The following is a 26,745-nucleotide window of genomic DNA, read 5'->3' as shown; positions in this document are numbered from 1 at the left end:
CTACATGAAAATAGCTTTAGCTCAACTCAATTATCATATTGGTAATTTCGAAACCAATACCCAAAAAATCATCAGCAATATTGAAATTGCAAAAAGCAAAGGTGCCGATTTAGTCATTTTTGCAGAACTTGCAATTTGTGGTTATCCGCCCCGCGATTTTTTAGAGTTTGATGAATTTATATCGCTTTGCGAAAAATCTGCTTTAGAGATTGCTGAACATTGCAATGATATTGCCTGCATTTTGGGTTTACCAATAAAAAATGACGTTTTGCAGGGCAAAGATTTATTTAATGCAGCATATTTTATTGAGGATGGAAAAGTTAAAGCCATAACCAAAAAAGCCTTGTTGCCAACTTATGATGTTTTCGATGAATACCGTTATTTTGAACCGGCTACTCAATTTCAATGCATCGATTTTAAGAGTAAAAAAATTGCCTTAACCATTTGTGAAGATTTATGGAACATTAATGATAATCCATTATATGTTTCAAATCCGATGGATGAGTTGATAAAGGAACAACCAGATGTGATGATTAATATTGCAGCCTCACCGTTTTCTTATACGCATGATGATGAACGCATAAAGGTGCTTTCGGATAATGCGAAGAAATATAATTTACCTGTTTTTTATGTCAACCAGGTTGGTGCACAAACTGAAATTATTTTTGATGGAGGCTCTTTAGTTTTTGATGCCGAAGGTGCAACTAAAGCCGAAATGAAATACTTTGAAGAGGATTTGCAAGTATTTGACTTAGAAGAAATAGAAAACGTAAAAAACAAATATCCGGCAGCGCCAAGATTAACTGATATTGAGCAAATACATGATGCTTTAGTTTTAGGCATCAAAGATTATTTTCAAAAATCTGGTTTTAGCAAAGCGGTTTTAGGTTTATCTGGTGGTATCGATTCGGCTGTTGTTTGCGCATTGGCTTGTAGAGCATTGGGTGCAGAAAATGTAATGGCAGTTTTAATGCCTTCTAAGTTTTCATCCGATCATTCTGTTCAGGATGCCTTGGATTTGGTAAATAATATTGGTTGCATGCACGAAATTATCCCAATAAAAGATGCTGCTGAAGCTTTTGACAATATGCTTGCACCAGCTTTTAAGGGTTTGCCATTTAATTTAACAGAAGAAAATATTCAGGCTCGTATCCGTGGTATTATTAATATGGCGATGAGCAATAAATTCGGTTATATTTTATTGAACACTTCAAATAAAAGTGAATGTGCCGTTGGTTATGGTACGTTGTATGGTGATATGTGTGGCGCAATTGGTGTAATTGGTGATGTTTACAAAACGCAGGTTTTTCAGTTGGCAAAATACATCAACACAGAAAAAGAAATTATTCCGATTAATACGATTGTTAAACCACCATCGGCAGAATTACGACCAGATCAAAAGGATTCGGATTCGTTACCTGAATATGATATTTTAGATGCGATTTTATATCAGCATATAGAATTAAAGCAAGGTTCGAAATCCATTATTGCTCAAGGATATGACGAAACGTTGGTAACCAGAATTTTGAAAATGGTTAATATTGCTGAATTTAAGCGTTACCAAACACCTCCAATTTTAAGGGTTTCACCAAAAGCATTTGGTATGGGTAGAAGAATGCCAATTGTTGGTAAGTATTTAAGCTAGCATAATAAATTTGAGAACATGTTGGGCTATCTACTTAATTTTGAGTATTTTGCAGTAATCATACAAGTCTCTCAAATTAATGTTAAGCTACTACAAACCTATTCTTACTGTCGAAATGCGGCGTCTTTTAGACCAGCATGTAGAATCATTTGAACACCTTCCAGGTGCGGTTATCGTTCACGAAACCCAAAATTGGGAAGTAGCGTATATGAATAAACTTGGTCTAAATCAATTAAATTTGAGTTTGGAGGAAGTTTGTAAACTTAGCAGCGCTGAATACTATTTTAGCTATTTTAACCCTGAGGATGCAAAAGACTATGTGCCGAAAATCACCTCTTTTATGGAAAAAAATAATGGTGATGATACACTCAGTTATTACCAGCAACTAAAATTTCCAGGTACTAATGGATGGAGATGGCATTTATCAAGCACAAAAATATTTTTTAGAGATGATAATGGATTACCACTTTTATCACTAACCATTTCTATACCTATTGATGCTATGCATCACCTTGCCTCTAAAGCGGATAGGCTGCTAGAAGAAAATAATTTTTTAAGGAACAATTACAGTAGCTTTTCTAAGCTCAGTAAGCGTGAAAAAACCATTTTGAGAGAAATGGCTTTGGGTAAAAGTTCTATCGAAATGGCCAACGAATTGCATATTTCTCCAACCACAGTTGATACACATAGAAGAAATATTCGGGATAAACTTAACACCAAATCGTTTTTCGAGATTTCGAATTACGCAAGGGCATTCGATTTAATATAAAACTTGCCGAAACTGAATTTAAAAAAGCTTCAGCAAGTTCTATGTGCAATATGCTTATGCTAAAGTTGCATCAACAGTAATTGTTGTATTCAATAATTTGGAAATCGGGCAGTTTTTTTCTGCATCTGCAACCAATTCATCAAATTTTTCTTGTGTAATATCAGGAATAGAAGCAGTTAAGGTCAATTTCGATTCAACAATTTCTCCTTTAGATGGATCAAGATTGATTTCACATTTTGTTTCTAATTTTTCAGCTGTGAATCCTGCTTCGCCTAAATTTGCTGAAAGTTTCATTGTAAAACAGCCTGCGTGTGCTGCGGCTATTAATTCTTCGGGGTTTGTACCAACACCTTCTGCGAAACGCGAATTGAACGAATATTGAGTATTGCTTAAAGTTGTACTTTGCGTGGTAATATTACCAGCACCTTCTTTAATAGAACCTTGCCAAACGGCAGTAGCATTTCTTTTCATCTTACTTAATTTTTGAGTTGATTTTAGTTTGTTAACACATAAAGATAATTATATGTTTGTTTATAAAATGCAATTAAAGATTAAGAAATTGGTTTTGATAAATTATGATTCATGTTGCTCTTCTTAATTTTGCCTAAACCCGCTAACCCTCACCATCAAAGATTGAATTAATAATATACCCACTCCAATCATAATAGAAATATCGGCAAAGTTGAAAACACCAGTTTCGAATATTTTAAAATCGAGGTGCATAAAATCCGTTACCGAACCGTACACAATTCTATCGTATAAATTACCAATACCACCGCCAATTAAAAAGCATAAAGCAATTTGAAAGCTTAATGGAAGATTTTTTTTGCTATAAAGAAAATAGATTCCGTAACCTAAGAAAACCAACGGCAAACCTGTTAAAATAATCAGTCTGAAAATATAAGGCATTTGGTCGCCCAGACTTAAAAAAGCACCACTATTTTCTACTTTGGTAAGTGTAAAAGTATCTTTTATAATGCTGATGTGTTCGTATTCGCTAATGTTGTTTCTGGCAATTCGTTTAGAAACTTGATCGCAACCAATATTTAAAAGCAATAAAACCGTTAAAAGAACTAACCTAACCTTGTGTTGTGACTTCATAATTGTTAACTAACGAATAATATCTGCATCCACAGGTGTGTAGCCTAAGTGCCTGCTAAGCGACATGATTTGCCCTTTGTGGTGAAATTCGTGTGTAATGGTGTGTGTAAATAATCTTAATGGGCTTATTTTTAAAATATCGCCATTTCTTTCAATTTCAATTTCCTGCTGATAATCATACTCAAATTTTTGAAGAAATGCATATACATACTCATCAACCTGATTAAAATAGGCAACGCAATCTTGTATATTGTCATACGCTGAAAATGGTTTAAAATCTATTGGTAAATTCAAACCTCTTAATCCTATCCATGCCGCGTAGGTATCGCAAATATGCACCAAAAGATTTCTTACAGAGCCGCGACCAAAGCTGCTATTCTCCGTAGTAAAGTCTTCAATGCTAATCAATTTAACGTACTCAATTATTGTATTTCTTGAATAAAGAACGTTATCGTATTGAGTCAAAAGCATGTTTTTTACTTCTTCACCCATTTTCTGAAAGGAATTATCATGGCTAAAATAATTGCCGCAACACAAAGTAATTTGGCAATTACATCACCACTTTTCACATAAAATGTAATTTCATCATTTAGATTAATATCTGCCTTTATTGCCGTTCTGGTCCACCATTTTGTGTTTTGAGTAATATCTCCTCGTTGGTTTATAAAACATGAAATTCCTGTATTGGCAGAGCGAGCAACATCTCTTCGTGTTTCTATTGCCCTAAGCTTTGCATACATTTCGTGCTGAGATTTTCCTGATGTGTTTCCCCACCAGCCATCGTTTGTAATAATTGCGATGAATTGTGCACCTTCTTTTACCTGTTTACCAATCCAATCGCCCCACAAGCTTTCATAACAAACTACAGGAGCAGCACCAATACCACTTTGCGAATAAAGCACACTAGGTTCTTCTTGCCATCCCCATCCACTAACCGCACCGCCAAGTTGGGCAAATATGCCATCTAAAAATGAGAATACTTTGGGGAAAGGCATTTTTTCAACTCCTGGAACAAGCTTAGATTTATGGTAAAACTGAACATTGGGGGAGTTTTCTACCTGCATGGCAGAATTGAAGTTATCTACAAACATTCCGTCTTTTGGCTTGGCAGAAATTGTTTTTTTATCAGCATACCATTTGATTGATTCTATCCCGGTGATAAGTGTTCCGTTTTTATATTTACTTAAAAAGCTTTGAAGACTAAAAAGTGTCGGAGAATCATGAATCCGGTCTTCATCATCGTAAGTTGGTAAAGCTGTTTCAGGCCAAATGAAATATTCTGTGTTGCTTTGACCGATGGAATCTGATAAATGCGTTAAAATCTGAAGTTGCTCATTGGTCGAAATACTCTCAAATTTTTGATAAGGATCTATGTTCGGTTGTACCACAACCACATTACTCGGTGTTCCTTTTTGTTTGTAGTTATAATATTTTGTTAAGGATATCCCGATAGGAATTAAAACGGCTAATGCCCAAATCCCCGAAGCTCTGTATTTTAAATATCCGCTTTGCGATTTAAGTTTTTTATAGGCTTCGAAAGCTAGAATGTTGCTTAGTAAAATCCAAAGTGAGCCGCCATAAATTCCTGTGCTATCGTACCACTGCGCAAGTTGATGCATTCCCGCTAAACCATTCCCTAAAGTCATCCATGGGAAGGCTAAATCCCAGGTTTGCTGCAGATATTCTAAGGCAATATAAAACGAAATTAGTCCGCAATAAGCAATCTTCTTACTTGTATATTTAATTAATCTATAAAATAACCAGAAAGCGAAAGTCATTAAAAGGGCGCCTAAACCAAAAGGAATTAGAGACACAAATATTGAGATTATTCCTCCAACAAATCCTGTGTTATAAGCACTAATTGCATTATAAACCCAATATATTGATGCTGAATTCCAAATTATAAAGGTTAGCCCTGCTGTTAAAAAGATAACTCTACCGCGTTTTTTAATTTGTCTCGAAGAAATATCATCCAAGGCAATAAATAAAGGTACTAAAGCAATTAGCAACAAAGGTGTTGTAAATGGAATTGGTGGCCATGCTAGCCAAAGCAAAAATGCACTTAATAAGGCTAGGAGGTAGGTTTGTTTGGATTTCATTTTTTTTGAAGTTTGTCATTCTGAGCTTGTCGAAGCATTAGGCCTTTCGACAAGCTCAACGTGACAGTAAATAGAAAGCCTAATTCTACAAACTATCTAAAATATTTGCTTTTTTAGCTTCGTATTCTTCTTGTGTAATTAAATGCTTATCGTACAAAGTTTTTAATTTACGCAACTTTAATGTAGTTTCATCTTCAGGTTCTTCAACAACTTCTGCAATTTGAATTGGTTCTGGAGTTATTTGTTCAACAACTGGTATTTCGGCAAAAGTTTGGGGTGTATTATAATTTACTGCCGCCGCCGATGCCCTGTTTTCTTCGAGTAATTGTTGTCTAACTAATTCTTTATAAGCTTCTAACTGCTCAGTTGCTGCCTGGTGTAATTTCCTTGCCTGTACTTTCGGAATAAATTCAGTAACAATATTTTCGCCATGCTGCGGAACGCAAATAAATTTCGAACCGAAAAATTCTTCTTTAAAAGAAACTTCTTTAATGCTTTTCCAGGAAATGTCTTTAAAGTTCATGGTAAGTCCGAGGTTGCCCGGCTCGCAGTAAAAAATTCTTTTGTTTGATACTGCAATACTATCTGGTAACAAGTTTACGGCAGGTTTTTTCTGAACGGCCAGATATAAAATTTCTTCACCAGTTGTTAAAAGGTCATTTAATTTTCCAATAACCTTTTCAACAGCTTTTGGATCTTGCTCGTCATTTAAAAATCTATCTATACTAATCATTTTTTTAATTTTTTTCTTTGAGATAGCTATTTATCTCTTCCTGTAAAATTGGTATATCTTTAATTATTATTTTCCAAATAACCATATCATTAACATTGTCGTATGAATGGATAATTTTATTTCGTAAATCAACAATTTGTCTTGAATAAGTAATATGAATTTGTGGATTAATTTTTAGCAATTTATTAATGGCTTCACCTATAATTTCAAGCTCTCGTTTACAGCTCGCCTTTTAGTTTTGTTTGCCTTATAAATTTCAAAGCTGAAATTATTTTCCAGGTGCTCAAATATCGATTCAATTGAAATCTTAATATCTGTAAGAAGCTTCTTTTCTTCTAAAACACTCATATTTATTTTATTTTACTTTGATTAATGCTCTCGATAAGGTAAGGATTGCTTAGCGTTTCTTCTGCTAATAAATCAACATTTCTTTTTAATAAATCCTGTAAAGCGTAAAGGAGATTAAAATAGTTATTTCCATAGCTTTCAAAGTCAGATTTATTTGAAAAATTAACTAAGAAATCAATATCACTATTTTCCTTCAAGTTATTCTTCGCTGCACTCCCAAATAAATAAGCATCTTTAACATCGTGTTTTTTAAAGAGGTTTTTTATTTCTGGTAAATGATTTAAAATTAAACTTTCCATAACTCATTTTCTAAAAATTACTCAGCATCTTCATATTTATTTTTACTTTTTGATGCAGTTTTACCCGCAATGCAAATTACAAATTCTCCTTTTAAAACATTGTTTTCAAAGTGTGATTTTATCTCCACTAAAGTTCCTCTAACAGTTTCTTCGAACATTTTAGTTAATTCTCTACTTACTGATGCTTGCCTGTCTTCTCCGAGGTACTGCGCAAACTCATCCAAAGTTTTTAATAAACGGTGCGGACTTTCATAAAGTATAATCGTTCGTTCTTCTTCTGCCAGTTTCTTAAATTTCGTTTGCCTTCCTTTTTTAACGGGTAAAAAACCTTCGAAGCAAAAAGCATCTGCAGGCAAACCCGAATTTACTAGAGCAGGTACAAATGCAGTAGCGCCCGGTAAACATTCAACAGCGATATCATTTTTTATCGCTTCGCGAACTAAGAAAAAACCTGGGTCGGAAATGGCTGGCGTTCCGGCATCAGAGATTAAGGCAATCTTTTGTCCTTCGTTTAAAAACTTTATAATTTCAGAGGTTGCCTTATGTTCATTGTGCTGATGATGCGAAAACACCTTTTTATCAATGCCAAAATGTTTAAGCATTGGTGCGCTGGTTCGTGTATCTTCTGCAAGAATTAAATCGCATTCTTTTAATATACGGATTGCTCTAAATGTCATATCTTCCAGATTGCCTATCGGCGTAGGTACAAGAAATAGTTTGCCCATTGATTTTAGATTTTATATTTACGAATTACGATTACCATATTCCTGATTAAATAGAATTTTTGATTTGCGAATAGGATTGTACATCGGCATAAAAATCTAAAATCGTAACTCGTAATTCGTAATTCAATCTTATCTTTGTGAAAAAATTAGAATAATGCTGCAAGTTAACTATATCCGCGAAAATAGAGAGAAAGTTTTAGAACGTTTAAGTAAGCGTAACTTTAAACAACCAGAGTTGGTTGATGAAATCATCAAGATTGATGAAGAACGTCGTTCTACTCAAACTTCGCTTGATAATCTTTCTGCTGAAGCAAATGCAGCTGCAAAACAAATTGGCGATTTAATGCGCAATGGTAAAAAAGAAGAAGCCGAAGCCATTAAAACACAAACAGCCTCACACAAAGAAAATATTAAAATTCTTACTGAAAAATTAAATGAACTGGAAACAGCACAGTTTAATTCATTAGTGTTGCTTCCTAATTTACCTCATGATTTAGTACCTCAAGGTTCAACAGCAGAAGAAAATGAGGTTGTTTTAGTACATGGAGAACCAGCTCAGTTACCAAAAGATGCGAAACCCCATTGGGAATTGGCCGCGAAATATGATATCATAGATTTTGAACTTGGCGTTAAAATTACTGGTGCAGGTTTCCCAGTTTATAAAGGGAAAGGGGCGAGGTTACAACGTGCTTTAATTAATTTCTTTTTAGATGAAGCAATTGCTGCAGGTTATAAAGAAGTGCAAGTGCCGCATTTGGTAAATGCTGCATCAGGTTTTGGAACGGGGCAATTACCAGATAAAGAAGGTCAAATGTACCATTCAACGGTTGATGATTTATATTTAATTCCAACGGCTGAAGTTCCGGTTACCAACCTATACAGAGATGTAATTTTAAAAGAAGAAGAGTTACCCATTAAGAATACGGCTTATACACCTTGTTTCCGACGAGAAGCGGGTTCTTATGGTTCTCACGTGCGTGGTTTAAACCGCTTGCATCAATTTGATAAGGTAGAATTGGTACAGGTAACGCACCCAGATAAATCTTACGAAACTTTGGAAGATATGAGTACCTATGTACAAAGCTTATTGCAAAAACTTGGTTTACATTACCGCGTTCTACGTTTATGTGGTGGCGATATGGGTTTCGGTTCTGCAATGACTTATGATATGGAAACCTGGAGCGCTTCACAAGAGCGTTGGTTAGAAGTATCTTCAGTATCTAATGTAGAAACTTTCCAAAGTAACCGCTCAAAAATTCGCTTTAAAGGCAAGGAAGGTAAAACCCAATTGGCACATACTCTAAACGGTAGTGCATTAGCTTTGCCTCGAATTGTTGCTTCAATTTTAGAAAACTATCAAACAGAAAACGGAATTAAAATTCCAGAAGTATTGGTGAGCTATACAGGCTTCGATATTATTGATTAAAAACAATCGTCGCAATGACGAACTATTAACTAATAAAAAAAGCTTTGCAGTAATGCAAAGCTTTTCGTTTTTATATAGATAGGTGTAATGTTTTTTCTTGGATTATAAAATCAAGATTAATAATAAAATGATGATGATAATAGCACCAACTGAAAGGTAAACACCACCAGAAACTGCACGTGCCTGGCCTTTTAATTCTTTCAATTCGCTGCGAAGTGCTTTGCGCTCAGCTCTTGTTAAATTAGATTTATCCATGTCTCTAATTTCTTCAACGCGGGTTTTAATTTTTTCTAATTGTAAAGCTTGTTCAGCAGTTAACTCGGTTGGGTTTTTAGCTCTTTTATCTGCTGCTTGTGCAGAGTTAAAACTAATTGCTAAAGAGAAAACTAGGGCTAACGTGTAAATGAATTTTTTCATAATTTATAAAATTTTAGTGTTTCGATGATACCTTAACAAAAAACCTACCAAAATGTGTTGGTAGGTTTCAAAAAAAGTTTGAAATAAAATTTAAAGCACTATTTTATTTCAAATACTGCGTTAACCGTAAAATTTAACTTAATTTTCTTAAAATCTATCTCAGGTGCAGCACCTGCGTCAGCCATTTCCGCTTTCATCATATAATTTCTGTAAACAGGTTGTATAACATTATCTCCACCGTCTTGTATATCAATTACAGCACCTAATTTACCATCTAGTGCTTCAACCATATATGTTGCTTTCTCTTTAGCGGCCAAAAGCGCCTTAATTTTAAGTTCTTTTTTAAGCCCTTCAATTTTTGAGTAATCATAACTTTCAATGTTTGTACTTGCAATTCCTTTAGCGTCTATAGCTTCAATAATAGAATTGAATTTGTTTAAGTCGCTAACTTTTAAACGGTACTGTTTGCTTGCTAAAAAATCAGGATTTTTCTTTTTTTCAGTAGCATAATTCCAGCTGCTTAAGTTACTAACTGTTAAATTTTCTTTCGCTATTCCGGCTTTTTGCACCGCAGCGTAAAGTTGTTTTTCCAGTTCAGTAATTTCTACTTTTTTCTTTCCGTTTAAGTATTCTTTAAGCGAAATGCCGATGTAAATAATATCGGGTGTAACTTCGGTCTCGGCCGAGCCGCTTACATTAATTTTTCTTCTTAAATCTACTTGCTGTGCATTAACTGTTGATAAACCTACCAATGTTACCAATGCAATTGCTATTAACTTTTTCATAACTTTTTAGTGTTTTTAATTGTCATGAAGCTTGCATAAGCTGTTTGCTTTTTTTAATTGCATTGCTTATGCAGGTTTCATAATCTTATTTTCTTTGTGTGTGCTGTAATGATGAAAGTTAAAAGCAAATTCCACACCGAGATTTAAAATTTTTTAAGATTTTGGAAATGAACGGCTTTTGTTCATGGCAAAAGCAGTCCTGCTATCCGTTTCAAGTCCCGAATAAAATGGGAGCTTTTCACTGCTATCAGGTTTATTTACAAAAGATTGTACACATAAGTAACTAATCTCTACCGAGGAGAGTGGAGAATTTAAAAAATATGCAACCTGTTTTTTGCAAAAGAACCACAATTTTTGAAAAATAAACCCGACAAAGCGTAATAGCCCGGAATTGGAGCGCAGCGAAATGAGGACTAATAGCGGTGGCGGGGCTGAAATAACCTAAGCGAACCGAACCCTGATTTTCTAAAAAAAAATATTTTAAAAGATGGATTTCCTTTAGAAGGAAAAAATGCGCCAGGTTTTATGCTTAAATAGACGGAATTATAAATGATTATAAAACCTTGCGCAGCAGAATTTCTGCAGGATTTGAAGATGAATCTATGAGCTTTTTAGCTATAAATTATCCATTTGAAGATTAAATTAAACTTTAGAAACTTTAACAGCAGTTGGTCCTTTTTGGCCCATCTCTACCTCGAAAGTAACTTTATCGCCTTCTTTAATTTGTGTCGTTAATCCATTAACGTGAACAAAAATGCTATCTTGAGTTTCAGTATTTTTGATGAAACCATAACCTTTACTATCATTGAAAAATGTTACTGTACCTTTTTTAACTGGGTTTTCATCAACAATATCTTCTTGTCTAGAAATTCCAATTTGAATGTCTTCGGTATTAATAACTTTTTTCTTTTTCGGATCTGGTGGAGTAGAAGAAATGTTGCCATTTTCATCAACATAAGCCATCATATCTTCAAGCGCTAAACCTTTTTTCGCATTAGCCTGACGCTCTTCTTTTTTCTCTTGTTTGTCTTTTTGTTTCTTTAATCGTTTTTTTTCGTTCTCTTTTTTGCTGTATGTTGCCTGAGATTTAGCCATATATTATTTAATCGTTTTGTTGTTAAAAAGGGTGAGTGGAATGGAGAATTATACAAATATAACAATACTAAAGTACAAATACGATTTTATTAGGTTCTACGGTTTTATTATTGAACAGATTGCCACTCCTTTTTATCTACCTCGTATGCAAAATTCCACTTTAATGGTTCGCCATAATATGCAATCTCAATTTCGCTTACTTTTTTTGCACCGAGTTTCTCTATTGCCTTTTGCGAGCGAAAATTGGTGGCACCAATATGTAAAATTACTTTTTCTACAAATTGAAAAGCGTGGTTAAACATTAATGTTTTTAAGGCTTTATTGTGCGCTTTGCCCCAAAATTCCCTTCCAATAAAGGTGTAGCCAACGGCAACGGTTTTGTTAGCTTCATCTAATTCATAAAACCTCGAACTGCCTACCACTTTACCACTTTGTTTTTCGTAAACAATAAATGCCCCTCCTGATTCCATTGCACCTTGAAAAAATTTTTCAAAAATAGGGCGTTGGTATCGGTTTTTATTGGGGTGTTGCTCCCAAAGTAATTCATCGTTGGCAACGTCGTAGAGCTTTTCGAAATCATCAGATTTTAATGGTACAATGCTTAGTAAATCGTTTTCTAAAATTGGCTGTAAATTAAAATTCATAATTAAAGGAAATTAAAAACGGCTGGTTAATTTGCCAGCCGTTTAGTATTATTAATAAAAAGTTTTTTGTAATTACTCTACTAAACCTTCAATTTTTACAACTTCGTTTGCATCTTTTTGGTAATCCACCTTATCAACCTCAAAGCCGAATAAGCTTAAGAAATCAGAGCGGTAACCAGGTAAATCTCCAATTGCCGGTAGAGTTTCGGTTGTTGCTTCTTCCCAAAGTTTTGCAACTTTAGCTTGAACATCATCACGCATTTCCCAATCATCGATTCTGATTCTGCCTTTTTCATCAACAGGAACATCACCGCCATTATATAATCTATCGGCAAATAAACGCTGAATTTGTTCTATCGTACCTTCATGTATGCCTTCTTCTTTCATTATTTTGTATAGCAATGAAATATAAAGCGGAATAACCGGAATGGCAGAACTTGCTTGTGTAACCAAGGCTTTATTAACAGAAACGTAGGCTTTTCCATTAATGTCTTTTAGTTTATCGCTGATGGTGAATGCGGTTGCTTCTAAATCATCTTTTGCACGACCAATGGTGCCTTTGCGGTAGACAGGCTCAGTTAATGCAGGGCCTATATATGAATACGCAACTGTTGTAGCACCATCTGCCAATAAATTTTCTGCCTTTAAGGCATCAATCCACATTGCCCAATCTTCGCCACCCATAACGGCAACTGTATTTGCAATATCTTCTTCATTCGCTGGCTCGATAGATATTTCAGTTACGTTACCTGTATGGAAATCAACCGTTTTATTGGTGTATGTAAAGCCAATTGGTTTTAAAGTAGAACGATGTAAAACTTCAGTATTTGGATTTTTTCTAACCGGAGAGGCTAAGCTGTAAATAATTAAATCTACCTGTCCTAAATCTGCTTTAATTAAATCAATTGTTTTTTGCTTAATCTCATTAGAGAAGGCATCGCCATTAATACTTTTAGCGTATAAACCAGCCGCATGAGCCTCTTTTTCAAATGCCGCACTATTGTACCATCCTGGAGAAGCTGTTTTACCTTCAGAAGGTGCTTTTTCAAAAAATACACCAATAGTTGCTGCGTTTGAGCCGTAAGCCGCAGTAATTCTTGATGCTAAACCAAATCCGGTTGATGCGCCAATTACTAAAACTTTTTTAGGTCCGCTAACTTCGCCCTTTGATTTAACATATTCAATTTGGTTCTTTACGTTTTGTGCGCAACCATCTGGGTGAGCAGTTAAACAAATAAAGCCCCTCATTCTAGGTTCAATAATCATTGTTTTTTGATTTTACGTTTTGTATTGTATCTCGGCAAGTGGTTACAAATACCGAAATCTTTAACGAAGATAAATTTTTAATTGCTTAACGCTAAATGAAATTTAAATAAACATCATTCAGTTGGGTTTATGGTTTCAAACTCAATATTAAATTAAAGTTAAATTTAATGCGTAGTAGAAATTTTCTAATTTAGCCAAACACAGATAAAACCGACTACACAATATGAAGAAACTACAATTACTTACCGTTGTTTTATTAATGTTTATTGGAAAACTTTCAGCCCAAACGCAATACCAAAATACAGGTTGGTTTATGGTTGTTAATAATACCAAATTTAATGAGAAATGGGGCTTACAATTCGACTTCCAGGTTCGCTCAGCTGATAAATGGGACCATGTAAGAAATACCTTAGTTAGACCAGCACTGCAATATTTTATCAACAAAAATAGTAATGTTGCTTTGGGTTATTTATGGCAAACTACTCAAATGTTTCCTGCCGGAGGTGATGCAGCAATCTCATTAAACGAACACCGAATTTTTGAACAATATATTTATAATCATAAAATGAGTTCGGTATTTTTTACTCATCGTATTAGGTTAGAGCAAAGATTTATAGGTAGAGGTGGCGGCAATGATGACCTATTTTCTCAGCGTTTTCGCTACTTTTTTAGGCTAATACAGCCCTTGCAAAAGGCGGAACCAACATTTACAAAGGGTGCATTTGTTGCCTTGCAAAATGAGGTTTTTCTAAATCTTCAAAATAATAATGAGCTGAATAATCATGTATTCGACCAAAATCGGGCGTATTTGGCTTTGGGTTACCGTTTTTCGAACAAGGTTGATGTTGAGGCGGGCTACATGAATCAGGCAGTTAAAGGGCAAACAAATAATACTTTAAATAACATTATACAACTGGCAGTATATACAAGATTTTAATTTCGTTTTAATGTTTTAAAGTCATTTTCTGTACAGTAACTATTACAAATTGTTAAACGGTTTGTAATAGTTGTTAGTTTTTCTTCACTTTGCCGCGTGAAAAAGTTTTCCATTTTGTTTTTAGCGCTCTTGTTCGGTAAACGTATGCAAGCACAAGAGGTTCGTCCTTCGTCTGTAGTTAATACGCCAACTTCAAAAAGTCTTTTTAACCCACAACATAAACGCAACTTTTCTCGCAAAGGCGATTTTTATTTTCATTGGGGCTACAACAGTTCTTGGTACGGAAAAAGTGATATTCGCTTCCAAGGTCCAAATTATGATTTCACTTTAAGTGATGTAACGGCTAGAGATAGGCAAACAAAATTAGATTGGAGCTATTTAAACCCAAGTTTGATAACTGTGCCACAATATAATATCAGAGCCGGATATTTTATAAAAGATAATTATAGTATTTCCATTGGCTGGGATCATATGAAATATGTCGTGGATATTCCTCAAACCGTTGCTATAAATGGTTATATCGGGCCAAATATTTCACATGATAATGCTCCAACAGGTAATTTAGCAGGTACGTATAACGGACAAATGATTAATGTTAAAGAAAGCATGTTAACTTACGAACATACTGATGGTTTTAACTATGCAAATATAGAGATAGAACGTTACGATGATATTTGGGTTGCACCTGGAGGCAATACATCTTTAACTTTAGAAACTGGGTTAGGGGGTGGATTATTGGTCCCACGTTCTGATGTGCGTTTATTTGGCCAAGGAAGAAACAATCATTTTAGCATTTCTGGCTATGGCGTTTCTGCAAAAATTGGATTAAAATTTTACGTTTGGAAACACATTTACCTACAAAATACAACCAAAGTTGGCGCAACAAATTTAACCAATGTGCACACAACAGGTTGGGATGAATTGGATAAAGCCAGTCAGAAAATTAATTACCTTGAAAATATGTGGGTAATTGGTTTCCAATTTTAAGAACTTTTGATTTTTTCGAAGTACAAAAGCACAGCATTTTCAGCCTTACTTAAATCGATATCTGCCTTGTATAGATCTTTTCTGAGGCTTTCAATAATTTTTATTGATGTAATTTAACAAAAAAAAACGCCCTGATTATTTTCAGGGCGCTTTTTATAATTTTTTAAATTGAATTATATTTTCCTAACCCTGCCAGAACCCACAATTGTTTTTTCAACTTGTGGATTACCAGAATAATTTACACTGCCTGAGCCACTAATTACCGCTCTGATATTTTCTTCAGCATTAATGTTTACCGTACCCGAACCGCTGATGGTTGAAGTTAAGTTATTTACAGAGAAGCTCTTTCCTGCAAAGCTACCAGAACTGCTAATTACAATCTTTGCTCTATCAGAACTCCCAGTAATGTTTAAAGAACCCGAACCGCTGATTACCCCATTGTAATTGTCGACATCGGCAGTTGCTTTAATGCTACCTGAGCCACTTAATGTTGTAGTTAAATCGTTTGTAGAGATTTTACCATTTACAACTAAACTGCCAGAGCCGCTCATTGTTAAACTTCTGATAGATTTAGCAGTAACATATGCCGTAATTTTCTTATCCTCATATTTTCTAGACCAGCTGGTAACGCTGTTCTCCGGCCGGATAATTAAAACATTACCTTTTACCTCGGTGATAATGGTAGATATCGCCTCTGCATCACCTTCGAAACGGCAACTTTCTGTATTTCCTAAAGTAACGATAACATTGATAGGTCCTGCAGATGCAATTCCACTAAAGTTTTTAACATCTCTATCTTCAGATTTTTTTGAGGTAGAAATGGTGATTTCAGTTTTTGCAAATGTGTTTAAACTTGTTGCTGCTATCAGTGTAGCAAATGCAAACGCAAATATTTTTTTCATACTTATAGATTATGTTTTCAATTCTGGGTTATAGATTTTAATTATAAGACGATCGTTTTTGCTAAACGTTGCACAATCTTCAATCTTTTTGTGAAAACAACTAATTAATTTTTATCCTTTTTTTGTTTTGATATAAAATAGCGGATCATGTTTAAAGTTATCAGCATTTATACTGTTATCAATTTTAACTGTTTTCCAATCATTAGTTGGTTTAATTAATGTATAAATTCCACTGTTTAAAGTAACCCTAACTGGCATATCAAATCCTTTAACATCAGTTATCCAACGATAAGAAAGCATATTATTCGCAATCTTATATTCTAAAACCGGAATATTGGTATAACGCAAGTATTGGTCGAAAATCTTATTCAATTTTAAACCACTTTGCTTTGCGATGTAATTTTCAATATCAGCGGTTGTAACCGTTTTATGGTAAAATGTTTTATTCAATCCGCGTAATATCTGTCTGAATTTTTCATCATTATTTATTAACTGGCGGATGGTGTGAATCAGGTTAGCACCTTTCGGGTACATATCTCCAGAACCTTCTTTATTCACACCATACGGACCAATAACCGGAATATCGTTCTGAATAATTTTTTGTAAACCGATTGCATATTCGTTTGCTGCAGTTTTATTTTCTGTACATTCTGTAAAAAGTACTTCCGAATAATTGGTAAAACCTTCGTGCACCCACATATCTGCAATATCTTTGGAGGTAATGTTATTTCCAAACCATTCATGTCCGCTTTCATGTATGGTTATAAAATCCCACTTTAATCCGTGGCCTGTTCCGCTTAAATCTCGTCCTAAATAGCCTTTTTTAAATTGATTACCGTAAGCAACCGCACTTTGATGCTCCATGCCCAAATGTGGCGCTTGAACAAGTTTGTAACCATCTTTATACCAGGGATAAGGCCCAAACCAATATTCAAAACACTTTAACATGGGTTTTACATCAGCATTCCAATGCGGGCGGGCTTTGGCACTATCTGTTTTTAAGGCCCAATAATCAATACTTAATTTGCCATTTTCACCTTCGAAAGTATCTGTCCAGTGCGCATATTTTCCAATGTAAAAAGTTACATCATAGTTATTAATTGGGTTACTCACTAACCAGTTATATTGCTTATATCCGTCCGGTTTATCAACCGTATTTAATAATCTTCCATTAGAAATCTCTTGCAAATCTTTAGGCACACTGATGCTGATGTTCATGCTATCCACCTCATCACTTTGGTGGTCTTTATTTGGCCACCAAACACTGGCGCCTAATCCTTGACAGGCTACGGATACAAATGGATTTCCATCAGCATCTTTCTTAAAAATGAAACCGCCATCCCAAGGGGCATTTTTAGCTACACGAGGGTTTCCAGAATAAAACACGGTAAATTTTTCTTTACTTCCCTTTTTTATGATTTTAGGAAAAGTTACAAAAACGGCATTGTATTCTCTTCTAAAATTCAAATCCTTGCCTCGAAATACTACCTTCTCTACTTTCAAATTATCGAATAAATCGAATTGAAGTTTTGTAAAATCTTGTGTTGCAGTAAAGGCAAATTCATTACTGCCAGAAACTGATTTCTGGTCAATATCTATCTTAACATCTAAGTGGTAAAAATTAATATCGTAGCAGGTTCTAAGTGGAGTAAGTGTACCACGTAAACTGTCTGCCCGAGAATTTTCCTGATTTTTGCCGAGCATTTGTGCATTTGCAATAGAGATACATAGCGTAATGGCAAAAAGCGTAATAAGTTTTTTCATCTTGTTGTATTTAACCATCCCTTGCCCCTCCTAAATTAGGAGGGATTTGGATAGTGCAATATTATTTTTTTATTCTCAAATATTTAAGTCCTCTATTGGGAATCTTATGATATTTTTTTAACATGAGGAGCGGAACTCCCCTCCATGTTTTCAAGGAGCGGTTGGGGGGTGATTTTTTTATAAATCTACTTTAAAACAGATACTGAAATATAAGAACTATTAGAAGCATCATGAAAAATTTTATGCGTTGCTTTCTGAAAATCTGCAGGCTCAGCTTCGTAAATATTCATAAACTTTTGTGGGTTTCTATCCGCTAATGGGAACCATGAATTCTGAATCTGAATCATAATTTTATGCCCTTTTTTAAATGTATGTGCTACATCAGGTAATGCATAATTAACCTTGGTAATCTGCCCTGGAGTAAAAGCTTCAGGTTTTTCAAAGCTGTTACGGTACTTACCTCTTAAAATCTCACCTCTAACCAACATTTCATAACCACCCATTATAATATTCTTTGGATTTGGTATCGGGTTTGGTTCGTTTTCCGGATAAACATCAATTAATTTTACAACATAATCGGCATCCGTACCGGTTGTAGAAACTACAAGATTTGCCAACACCGGCCCGGTTAAAGTGATATCTTCATTCAAAGCATCGGTTTGGTAAGCTTTAACATCTGGTCTGCGAGCCGCAAATCTTTGGTCATCAATCATGTATTCACGGGTACGCTTACCCTGCACACCATCCTGATAAGGAACCGGATGATTAGGGTCGCTTACATATTCATCCCAGCTGTCTGTTCTGCCAACTTTTTCAAAAGCCAATTTCCCGTTAGGCTGTAGATAAAGGTTTTTAGTTTCCACTTCTTGTGGTGGCCAGCTCGTAAATTGCTTCCATTCGTTACTTCCGGTTACAAAAATATTTGCTTCACCGGCCTTAAAATCGCCTTCACCTTTTAAGTAATGCTTAAAAAATGGTAGCTCATATTGCTGCTGATAATCAATACTGGTGTTTTTGCCAAACCTGATATCACCGAAGTATGAGCCATCGCTACGCACCCAACCACCATGATACCACGGACCAGCAACCAGAATATTGTTTGTATTCGGGTTTTGTTTCTCAATTGCTTTATAAGTTGCAAATGTACCGTAAGCATCCTCTGCATCGAAAAAGCCACCAACAACCATAACTGCAGGTTTTACATTTTTTAAATGTGGAAGAATATATCTTGCTTTCCAGAATGTATCTAAATTTGGGTGTTTAAATAAGTTATTGAAGAATTTGATACTATCTGCAAAATATTTGTCCTTAAGGTTTTTAACTGAACCTGCTTCTAAATAAAAACGATAATTATCCTGAATTGGGAACTGAAAAGGTTTTGGTCCTTTCTCTGGCGTAATCGGTTTCGGACGAGGAACGCCAAAACTGCTCATAAAACTGAAGGCATCCATTAAAAATAAAGTTCCGCCATGATGAAAATCATCGCCAATAAACCAATCGGTTACAGGGGCTTGTGGAGATACTGCCTTTAATGCCGGATGCGAATTTGGTAACGAAGTTGTTGAGTAAAAGCCAGGGTAAGAAATACCATAAATACCTGCATTTCCATTGTTGTTTTTAATGTTTTTTACCAACCAATCAATAGTGTCGTAAGTGTCGGTGCTTTCATCAATATCTTTCTTACCTTTTTTCAAAGTCTGCGGACGAATATCCTCAAATGTACCCTCGCTCATCCATTTTCCACGTACATCTTGATAAACGAAAATGAAGCCTTCCCGCATCATTGCAGGGAAATTACCCAAACTCAGCTTATATTTATCTTCGCCATAAGGCGCTACGGTATAAGGTGTTCGATTAATTAAAAATGGATATTTTTTGGTTTGATTTTTGGGAATATAAATCGAGGTGAAAAGCTTAACGCCATCACGCATAGGTATTTGCTGTTCTATTTTGGTGTAGTTTGCAATAACATAAGCCGAATCACTTTGTTGTGCTGCAAGTACATTTGAAACGAATACACAAACGATAAAGGATAAAATTTTTCTCAGGTTCATTAAACAGTTGATTTTAGGAATAAGTTATAAATATAGAGATAAGCCAAAAGATTTAGAAAAAGGAGTGGTAAAAGCTTTGTTAGGTGTAGTTTTATTCGTCATTCCATTATCAAAATTTAGTTAAATAAAGTTATGGGATAATCTTTTGCAAATTTTCATCGTCATATTATTAATTAAGTTAAACACATAAAATGAAAAGGTTATTAAGTAAAGGATTGGTTGCTTTTGCTGTAGCAGCAATTGTTGCAACATTTAATGTAGAAAGCGCTTCAGCACAAAGGCCAAGTAGGGGAGGAAGTTCAAGTGGAGGTTTTTCAGGAGGTCGTTCAGGAAGTGTTGCGCCATCAAGAGGTGGGGGAATGTCACGCCAGCCATCTATGCAAGCTCCGTCAAATAATAGAATTTCTCAAGGTCCAAATCGTGGTAATTATGGTTACGGTGGAAGACCAGAAAGACCCGGTTATCGCCCAAATCCCGGTTATCGTCCCGGATATAACTATCGCTCAGGGTATCGCTACAGCCCGGGTTATCGGTTTTATGGTCGCCCTAATTACGGCTATTACAATTTTTACAGACCATTCATTGGTTTTAGGTTAAATGTATTGCCTTTTGGTTATTATCCATTTTATTATGGCCCGAACCAGTATTATTACTCAGGAGGATTATTTTATCGTCAGTATGAAAACAACTATCAAGTTGTAATACCACCGGTTGGTGCAGAAGTTCCGAACTTGCCCGATGAGGCAGAATTGGTAACGATTGATGGGGTAGATTATTACGAATTTAAAGGCGTGTATTATACACAATCGACCAATAAAGATGGTAAAACAGTTTATGTTGTGGCAGGAAAAGATGGTGTTTTAAATACCACCGATGGCCCGGTTGTAACACATCAGATTGGCGATATTATTTCGGTTTTACCAGAAGGCTGCCGAGAAGTAACTATTAAAAATGATAAATATTTTGTTTCGCCAGATGATGTTTACTACGAAGAAGTTATTGATGGTAATAAGACCAGTTATCGTGTAATTGGTAAATTATATTAAATATCTCAAGTTTATAAGCCGCTTCAATTTAATATTGAAGCGGTTTTTTATGCAAAATATTTTTTGTGAAAATTAAATGGCTTCGTCATTCCCGCGTAGGCGGGAATCTTAAAAATATTTTCTAACTTATTGCTTTAAGATTCCCTATCAAGTAGGGGAATGACGCAAAATGCCCTAAAACTCGCTTTACACAATAAATATTTTTACAAGAAAAAATATAATTTTACTCCAAAATAAAGGCTTTTGAAAATTTTATCTACCAAACTATCGCTTATTTACATTGTTCTTTTAGGGTTTTTAACATCGTGTTCAGGTACACGTTATACAGCTAAACAGAAAGAAACAACTATTTCATCTATAAAATTTTTAGATGAATTTATTATACCAATTGATTTACAATTCAAAGGTACTTCCGTTGGCGGTTTATCGGGCATTGATTATGATGTGAAGCATGATCGTTATTTCTTAATTAGTGATGACCCTAGCCAATTTAGCACAGCAAGAATTTATACTGCCAACATCAATATAAAAAACAATAAAATTGATACGGTAGAAATTAATGGGCTAATTCCAATTTTGCAGGAAAGCGGGCAAGAATATCCAAAATTTGGTACGGTAAAAAGCTTAAAGGCTGACGGTGAATCAGTGCGCTTCAATCCAAACAAAAATCAATTAATTTGGAGTAACGAAGGAGAAAGAATATTTAAAAATGGCGATTCATTAATCATTCAACCGGCCTTAACTTTTATTTCTGCTGATGGAAAATTTTTAGATACGATTCCTTTGCCAAAAGGTTTTCATTTTACTAAAGGAGAAAATGGAGCACGTAAAAATGCGCTTTTTGAAGGCATAACTTTCGCCGATAATTATAAAACACTTTACGCAAGTTTGGAAGAACCTTTGTACCAGGATGGCAAGTCGGCAGCTTTTGGTTATAGTGGTGCAATTACCCGAATCTTAAAGTTTGATGCTCGTACAAAAAAAAATATTGCTCAATATGCCTATAATTTAGGCGAGTTGCCTGTAGAGCCAACTGTTCAAAGCGACTGGAATGTGAATGGCATTTCTGAAATTTTGGCAATTAATAACCATACTTTGCTCGTGATGGAGCGTGCCTGGGCGAAAGGACATGATGACCATACCTTTATCAAGTTATTTTTGGTCGATTTAAAAGGTGCAGAAAATGTGATAGACAATGCATCGTTCATAAAAAATCCACCAAAAACATTAAAGAAAAAGCTTTTATTTGACTTTGATACAATCGGCAAACACATCGATAATTTTGAAGGCGTAACTTTTGGTCCGGATTTACCAAACGGGCACAAAACTTTAATCTTCTGTGTTGATAATAACTTCTCTAAAAACCAAACACAACAATTTTTTCTTTTTGAAGTAGAGCCCTAAAGATTAGCGGTGTAGAATCTTTAATCAAACTAAAACTTAATGATTAAAAACTGATGAAGCAACATTTAGCACACATTTCTATAATTGTAGATGATTACGATAAAGCAATTGAGTTTTATACGAATATGCTTAATTTCAGATTGTTGGAAGATACTAATTTAGCTGTTGATAAAAGATGGGTTTTAGTAGGGCCTGAAGGAGAAAACGGTGTTTCATTATTATTAGCGAAGGCAAAAAATGATGAAGAAGCAAGCAGGATTGGAAATCAAACAGGAGGACGGGTTTTTCTTTTTTTACATACTGATAATTTTAATCGAGATTATCAAAATTTGGTAGATAATAGAATTAAAATTGTTAGAGAACCTGTTTTTGAAAACTATGGTACAGTTGCAGTTTTTGAAGATTTATATGGTAACCTTTGGGATTTAATCGAGCCTGCAAAAACTGATGAGTATTTTTATTCTACAGCAGTTTTAAACCTTAAAAATCCAGCTTTAATCAAGAAAGCAATTAATGAATTGAGAAAATTAAAAGAGTTTACCATTTCTGAACCTGGAAATATTGCGTTTGATATTAAGCAAACCATAACCGACCCAATTAAAATAATAATTTCTGAAATCTTTATAAATGAAGAAGCTTTTAATTATCACTTAAATTCGGTTCATTTTCAAAAGTTTTTTAACCTTAATTTGGTAGAACTTGAAAATGGATACCGAACCAAAAATATCTGCTAGGTGAAAAATTCAATAATTGTTTTTATGGTAATGGATACGTAAATTTTGCATTGGTTTTGATTTTAATATTTTACCTTCAAGCTTCTGCCTTTCAGCTTTCCGCCTTTTTCCCTACATTTGGCTAATCAAAATTCTAAAGAAATTATGCAATACGATGTCGTTGTTATCGGTTCAGGTCCGGGCGGTTATGTTGGCGCAATCCGTTGTGCTCAGTTAGGTTTAAAAACTGCAGTTATCGAAAAATATAAAACTTTTGGAGGTACTTGCTTAAATGTAGGTTGTATCCCATCAAAAGCTTTGTTAGATTCTTCTGAGCACTACCATAACGCCGCTCATACATTTACAACTCATGGTATCAACTTGAAAGATTTAAAAGTTGATATGAAACAAATGATTGCTCGTAAGGATGACGTTGTATCTCAAAATACTGCAGGTATCACTTATTTATTCAAGAAAAATAAAATCGATTCATACGAAGGTTTAGGCTCTTTTGTAGATAAAAACACAGTTTTAATTACTAAAGGCGATGGTTCTACAGAAACATTAACCGCTAAAAATGTAATTATTGCTACAGGTTCTAAACCAACGGCGTTGCCATTTTTACCAATCGATAAAAAACGCATCATCACATCAACCGAAGCTTTAAATATTAAAGAAGTTCCAAAAACAATGGTTGTGATTGGTGGTGGTGTTATCGGCTTAGAATTAGGTTCAGTTTATGCCCGCTTAGGTACAAAAGTTTCGGTTGTAGAGTTTATGCCGTCAATTATTGCAACAATGGATGCAGGTTTGGGTAAAGAACTTCAGCGTGTTTTAAAGAAATCTTTAGGCATGGAGTTTTACATGGGTCATAAAGTTACTGGCGCTACTACAAAAGGTAAGGTTGTAACCGTAACTGCAGAAACGCCAAAAGGAGAAAGCCTTTCTTTAGAAGCCGATTACTGCATCGTAGCTGTTGGTCGTACGGCATACACTGAAGGCTTAGGTTTAGATAAAATCGGGATCACGATTGAAGAACGCGGTAAAAAAATCCCGGTAAATGAGCATTTAGAAACTTCTGTTAAAGGTGTTTATGCAATTGGCGATGTAATTACAGGTGCAATGTTGGCGCATAAAGCAGAAGATGAAGGTACTTATGTAGCAGAAACTATCGCAGGCCAAAAACCACACATTAATTATAACTTAATTCCAGGTGTTGTTTATACTTGGCCTGAAGTTGCTTCTGTTGGTTTAACTGAGGAGCAATTGAAGGAAAAAGGTACAAAATATAAGGCAGGTTCGTTCCCATTCAAAGCAAGCGGTCGTGCTAAAGCAAGTATGGATACCGATGGTTTCGTAAAAGTTTTGGCTGATGCAACTACGGATGAAGTTTTAGGCATACACATGATAGGTCCACGTGCTGCGGATATGATTGCAGAAGCAGTTATTGCAATGGAGTTCCGTGCTTCAGCAGAAGATATTGCCCGTACTTGTCACGCTCACCCAACTTACACAGAAGCGTTAAAAGAAGCTGCTTTAGCTGCAACTGATAACAGAGCAATACATATTTAATATACTAGCCTTGGTTTGTGTCTTCACAAACCAAAAGAAAAGCCGATAAGCAATTATCGGCTTTTTTGTTTGCAAAGTATTTTTCACTTCTCGTCATTCCCGCGAAGGCGGGAATCTTAATGCTAATTTCTTATTCGGTATCTCCTCGGTTGAGAAACTGAAATGCAACTGTCGTCATTTCGATCTTGTGGAGAAATCTTTTTTTACCAGACTTAAAAGATCTCTCCGTTTCGCTGCGCTCCAGTCGAGTTGACGAAAGAGGAGAGGCAGTCGTCATTCCGACCGTAGTGGAGGAATCTTTTAAAGTTGTAGTTGATTACAGTCTGCTTCAATTTACGGAAAGATGCCATTAATCATTTCTTAACCAAATGATAACATTTTGAGCCTAAAAAACAGCAGATTACAAATCTATTTTTGCCGTTTAGATAAGTAATAAACCATGAACTGTAAAAAACTTTTTGTAGCCTTAATGTTGGCTACAACTGCATTAACCGCCTGCAAAAAAACTTCAGAACCAATTGAGGAAATAGACCTAATTGTTGCCGAAGATATATCAAGCTTTAAAGAAACTGCATCAATTGATTTGGGCGGAGAAACGTCGGCAGAAATTTCTGCTTATGATCCATCAACAAAAAAACTATTTGTGGTAAGTAATGAAGGAGGCGCCAAAGTTGAAGTTGTAGATTTAACAAACTATCCAACGGTAAGTAAAACAAGAACATTAACTTTTGCAAGTAATGCTGGTATAAATAGTGTTGCTGTAAGCAATGGTTTGCTGGCTATTGCATTAGATGGTGCCGATAAGCAGGGTAATGGTAATGTTGTCGTTTTAAAAACTTCAGATTTATCAGAAGTTAAAAAAATCACTGTTGGGGCAATGCCAGATATGGTCACTTTTAGTCCGGATGGAAATTACATTTTATCTGCAAATGAGGGCGAACCAAATGATGCTTACACTGTAGATCCGAACGGCAGCATTTCAGTTATAAATGTAAAAGATAATTATTCTGTTAAAACTTTAGATTTTTCTCCATTTGAATCTCAAAAAGCAGCATTAGTTGCAGGTGGTTTTAGAATTTATGGACCAAAAGCAACATTTGCTCAAGATATTGAACCAGAATATATTGCCGTAAGTTCAGATTCAAAAAAAGCATACGTTACGCTGCAGGAAAACAATGGTGTTGCAGAAGTTGATATTGTGGCAGGAACAATCACAAAGATTAATCCATTGGGAACAAGAGACATCAGCCTTGCTGAAAATGCTTTTGATGTAAGTGATTTAGATAATAAAATAGCTTTGGGCACATGGCCAATTAAGGCGTTTTATTTGCCTGATGCCATTTCATATTTTTCTACTGAAGGAAACAACTATTTAGCTTTAGCGAATGAAGGTGATACAAGAGCCTGGAAAGGTTATGATGAAGAAGCAAGAGTAAAAAGTTTAAAGCTTGATCCTACAAAATTCCCAACTGCTGCAACCCTGCAATTAGATGGGAACTTGGGTAGATTAACTGTTACGAAAGCTTATGGCGATACAGATGGCGATGGCGATTATGATGAATTATACGCTACAGGTGGTAGAAGCATGAGTATAATTAACGCAAATACAGGTGCTTTGATTGCAAATGTGGGTAAAGATTTAGAACAGCGAGTAATCGATGCAGGCAAATATGATGATACGCGTTCAGATAATAAGGGAGTTGAAGTAGAAGGTGTAACGGTTGCGCAGGTTAATCGTAGAACTTTAGCATTTATTGGTATGGAGCGTGTGGATATGATTGCAATTTATGATGTAACAACACCAGCATCGCCTAAATTTGTTCAATTATTTGCTTCTGGTGATGCACCTGAAGGTTTACTATTTGTAAAACCTAAAGATAGCCCAAATGGTAGAAGTTTATTGGTCGTTGCCAGTGAAGGCGACGGAACTGTAAAATTCTTTCAGCCAAATAAAATATAAAGATTGTCTTTTAAATGAAAACCCGCTGCTCAGCGGGTTTTTTAGTTTAATAAT

The 26,745-nt window shown here is 35.1% G+C and carries 26 protein-coding genes; 10 read left to right on the top strand and 16 right to left on the bottom strand.

What is annotated here, in order from left to right:
- The first annotated feature begins 4 nt into the window (after positions 1 to 4).
- Both QWY86_RS14640 and QWY86_RS14635 read left to right on the top strand, forming a co-directional pair.
- Positions 5 to 1,645: an NAD+ synthase gene (locus QWY86_RS14640; RefSeq protein WP_290243087.1), complete on the top strand. Its 1,641-nt coding sequence runs from the start codon at positions 5 to 7 to the stop codon at positions 1,643 to 1,645.
- 79 nt (positions 1,646 to 1,724) lie between these two features.
- On the top strand, positions 1,725 to 2,414 hold the full coding sequence (locus QWY86_RS14635) for a response regulator transcription factor (protein ID WP_290243086.1): 690 nt from the start codon (positions 1,725 to 1,727) through the stop codon (positions 2,412 to 2,414).
- A gap of 54 nt (positions 2,415 to 2,468) precedes the next feature.
- Here QWY86_RS14635 and QWY86_RS14630 read toward each other — a convergent pair whose 3' ends face one another.
- The 8 genes from QWY86_RS14630 to rsmI all read right to left on the bottom strand — a co-directional run bounded on the left by QWY86_RS14630 (position 2,469) and on the right by rsmI (position 7,719).
- Positions 2,469 to 2,885 carry an OsmC family protein gene (locus QWY86_RS14630; RefSeq protein ID WP_290243085.1) on the bottom strand — a complete coding sequence of 139 codons (417 nt, stop codon included), beginning with the start codon at positions 2,883 to 2,885 and terminating at the stop codon, positions 2,469 to 2,471.
- 123 nt (positions 2,886 to 3,008) lie between these two features.
- Positions 3,009 to 3,515, bottom strand: a complete 507-nt coding sequence (gene lspA, locus QWY86_RS14625; protein ID WP_290243084.1) for a signal peptidase II — start codon at positions 3,513 to 3,515, stop codon at positions 3,009 to 3,011.
- Positions 3,516 to 3,524: 9 nt separating this feature from the next.
- Positions 3,525 to 4,007 carry a DinB family protein gene (locus QWY86_RS14620; RefSeq protein ID WP_290243083.1) on the bottom strand — a complete coding sequence of 161 codons (483 nt, stop codon included), beginning with the start codon at positions 4,005 to 4,007 and terminating at the stop codon, positions 3,525 to 3,527.
- Positions 3,992 to 5,614 (bottom strand): apolipoprotein N-acyltransferase, encoded by a 1,623-nt coding sequence (gene lnt, locus QWY86_RS14615; RefSeq protein WP_290243082.1) that lies wholly within the window; start codon positions 5,612 to 5,614, stop codon positions 3,992 to 3,994. Before lnt ends, QWY86_RS14620 begins: the two co-directional genes overlap by 16 nt.
- An 85-nt stretch (positions 5,615 to 5,699) precedes the next feature.
- A complete protein-coding gene (locus tag QWY86_RS14610) occupies positions 5,700 to 6,347 on the bottom strand; it encodes a PH domain-containing protein (protein ID WP_290243081.1) in 648 nt (215 codons plus the stop codon).
- A 4-nt stretch (positions 6,348 to 6,351) separates the two neighbouring features.
- Positions 6,352 to 6,528 (bottom strand): HepT-like ribonuclease domain-containing protein, encoded by a 177-nt coding sequence (locus QWY86_RS14605; RefSeq protein ID WP_290243080.1) that lies wholly within the window; start codon positions 6,526 to 6,528, stop codon positions 6,352 to 6,354.
- A gap of 169 nt (positions 6,529 to 6,697) precedes the next feature.
- Entirely contained in the window at positions 6,698 to 6,994 is a 297-nt protein-coding gene (locus QWY86_RS14600; protein WP_290243079.1) for a nucleotidyltransferase family protein, read from the bottom strand.
- Between the two features lie 17 nt (positions 6,995 to 7,011).
- Positions 7,012 to 7,719 (bottom strand): 16S rRNA (cytidine(1402)-2'-O)-methyltransferase, encoded by a 708-nt coding sequence (gene rsmI, locus QWY86_RS14595; protein ID WP_290243078.1) that lies wholly within the window; start codon positions 7,717 to 7,719, stop codon positions 7,012 to 7,014.
- A gap of 154 nt (positions 7,720 to 7,873) precedes the next feature.
- Here rsmI and serS point away from each other — a divergent pair, with 154 nt between their 5' ends.
- Entirely contained in the window at positions 7,874 to 9,145 is a 1,272-nt protein-coding gene (gene serS / locus QWY86_RS14590; protein ID WP_290243077.1) for a serine--tRNA ligase, read from the top strand.
- Between the two features lie 102 nt (positions 9,146 to 9,247).
- Here serS and QWY86_RS14585 read toward each other — a convergent pair whose 3' ends face one another.
- From QWY86_RS14585 to fabV, 5 genes are all read right to left on the bottom strand, one after another.
- Positions 9,248 to 9,562, bottom strand: a complete 315-nt coding sequence (locus QWY86_RS14585) for a hypothetical protein (protein ID WP_231464432.1) — start codon at positions 9,560 to 9,562, stop codon at positions 9,248 to 9,250.
- A gap of 98 nt (positions 9,563 to 9,660) precedes the next feature.
- Complete coding sequence (locus QWY86_RS14580; protein WP_290243076.1) at positions 9,661 to 10,347, bottom strand: SIMPL domain-containing protein; 687 nt, start codon at positions 10,345 to 10,347, stop codon at positions 9,661 to 9,663.
- Positions 10,348 to 10,989: 642 nt separating this feature from the next.
- Positions 10,990 to 11,442, bottom strand: coding sequence for a cold-shock protein (locus QWY86_RS14575; protein WP_290243075.1), 453 nt, complete (start codon positions 11,440 to 11,442; stop codon positions 10,990 to 10,992).
- A gap of 107 nt (positions 11,443 to 11,549) precedes the next feature.
- Positions 11,550 to 12,086, bottom strand: coding sequence for a GNAT family N-acetyltransferase (locus tag QWY86_RS14570; protein ID WP_290243074.1), 537 nt, complete (start codon positions 12,084 to 12,086; stop codon positions 11,550 to 11,552).
- 72 nt (positions 12,087 to 12,158) lie between these two features.
- Complete coding sequence (fabV, locus tag QWY86_RS14565) at positions 12,159 to 13,352, bottom strand: enoyl-ACP reductase FabV (RefSeq protein WP_290243073.1); 1,194 nt, start codon at positions 13,350 to 13,352, stop codon at positions 12,159 to 12,161.
- 223 nt (positions 13,353 to 13,575) lie between these two features.
- Between fabV and QWY86_RS14560 the strand changes: the two genes are divergently transcribed.
- Positions 13,576 to 14,289, top strand: coding sequence for a DUF2490 domain-containing protein (locus QWY86_RS14560; RefSeq protein WP_290243072.1), 714 nt, complete (start codon positions 13,576 to 13,578; stop codon positions 14,287 to 14,289).
- A gap of 96 nt (positions 14,290 to 14,385) precedes the next feature.
- Positions 14,386 to 15,276 carry a hypothetical protein gene (locus tag QWY86_RS14555; RefSeq protein WP_290243071.1) on the top strand — a complete coding sequence of 297 codons (891 nt, stop codon included), beginning with the start codon at positions 14,386 to 14,388 and terminating at the stop codon, positions 15,274 to 15,276.
- 173 nt (positions 15,277 to 15,449) lie between these two features.
- On the opposite strand, the gene QWY86_RS14550 is transcribed toward QWY86_RS14555, so the two are convergent.
- The 3 genes from QWY86_RS14550 to QWY86_RS14540 all read right to left on the bottom strand — a co-directional run bounded on the left by QWY86_RS14550 (position 15,450) and on the right by QWY86_RS14540 (position 19,996).
- On the bottom strand, positions 15,450 to 16,178 hold the full coding sequence (locus QWY86_RS14550; protein ID WP_290243070.1) for a head GIN domain-containing protein: 729 nt from the start codon (positions 16,176 to 16,178) through the stop codon (positions 15,450 to 15,452).
- Between the two features lie 111 nt (positions 16,179 to 16,289).
- Entirely contained in the window at positions 16,290 to 17,942 is a 1,653-nt protein-coding gene (locus tag QWY86_RS14545) for a M1 family metallopeptidase (RefSeq protein WP_290243069.1), read from the bottom strand.
- Between the two features lie 185 nt (positions 17,943 to 18,127).
- The gene (locus tag QWY86_RS14540; RefSeq protein ID WP_290243068.1) at positions 18,128 to 19,996 is read right to left on the bottom strand and encodes a CocE/NonD family hydrolase; all 1,869 of its coding nucleotides are present in this window, start codon (positions 19,994 to 19,996) and stop codon (positions 18,128 to 18,130) included.
- Between the two features lie 191 nt (positions 19,997 to 20,187).
- Between QWY86_RS14540 and QWY86_RS14535 the strand changes: the two genes are divergently transcribed.
- The 5 genes from QWY86_RS14535 to QWY86_RS14515 all read left to right on the top strand — a co-directional run bounded on the left by QWY86_RS14535 (position 20,188) and on the right by QWY86_RS14515 (position 26,691).
- Positions 20,188 to 21,042 (top strand): DUF6515 family protein, encoded by an 855-nt coding sequence (locus QWY86_RS14535; protein WP_290243067.1) that lies wholly within the window; start codon positions 20,188 to 20,190, stop codon positions 21,040 to 21,042.
- A gap of 243 nt (positions 21,043 to 21,285) precedes the next feature.
- On the top strand, positions 21,286 to 22,446 hold the full coding sequence (locus QWY86_RS14530; RefSeq protein ID WP_290243066.1) for an esterase-like activity of phytase family protein: 1,161 nt from the start codon (positions 21,286 to 21,288) through the stop codon (positions 22,444 to 22,446).
- 53 nt (positions 22,447 to 22,499) lie between these two features.
- Positions 22,500 to 23,180, top strand: coding sequence for a VOC family protein (locus QWY86_RS14525; protein ID WP_290243065.1), 681 nt, complete (start codon positions 22,500 to 22,502; stop codon positions 23,178 to 23,180).
- A gap of 144 nt (positions 23,181 to 23,324) precedes the next feature.
- Entirely contained in the window at positions 23,325 to 24,731 is a 1,407-nt protein-coding gene (gene lpdA / locus QWY86_RS14520; protein ID WP_290243064.1) for a dihydrolipoyl dehydrogenase, read from the top strand.
- Between the two features lie 439 nt (positions 24,732 to 25,170).
- Positions 25,171 to 26,691, top strand: coding sequence for a choice-of-anchor I family protein (locus QWY86_RS14515; protein ID WP_290243063.1), 1,521 nt, complete (start codon positions 25,171 to 25,173; stop codon positions 26,689 to 26,691).
- The last annotated feature ends 54 nt before the right edge of the window (positions 26,692 to 26,745 follow it).

The sequence above is a fragment of the Pedobacter aquatilis genome (genome assembly GCF_030409415.1).
In the GTDB taxonomy this organism is placed as follows: domain Bacteria; phylum Bacteroidota; class Bacteroidia; order Sphingobacteriales; family Sphingobacteriaceae; genus Pedobacter; species Pedobacter aquatilis.
Note: the sequence above shows the minus strand (reverse complement) of the source record. Positions and strands in the feature narration are given on the sequence as shown.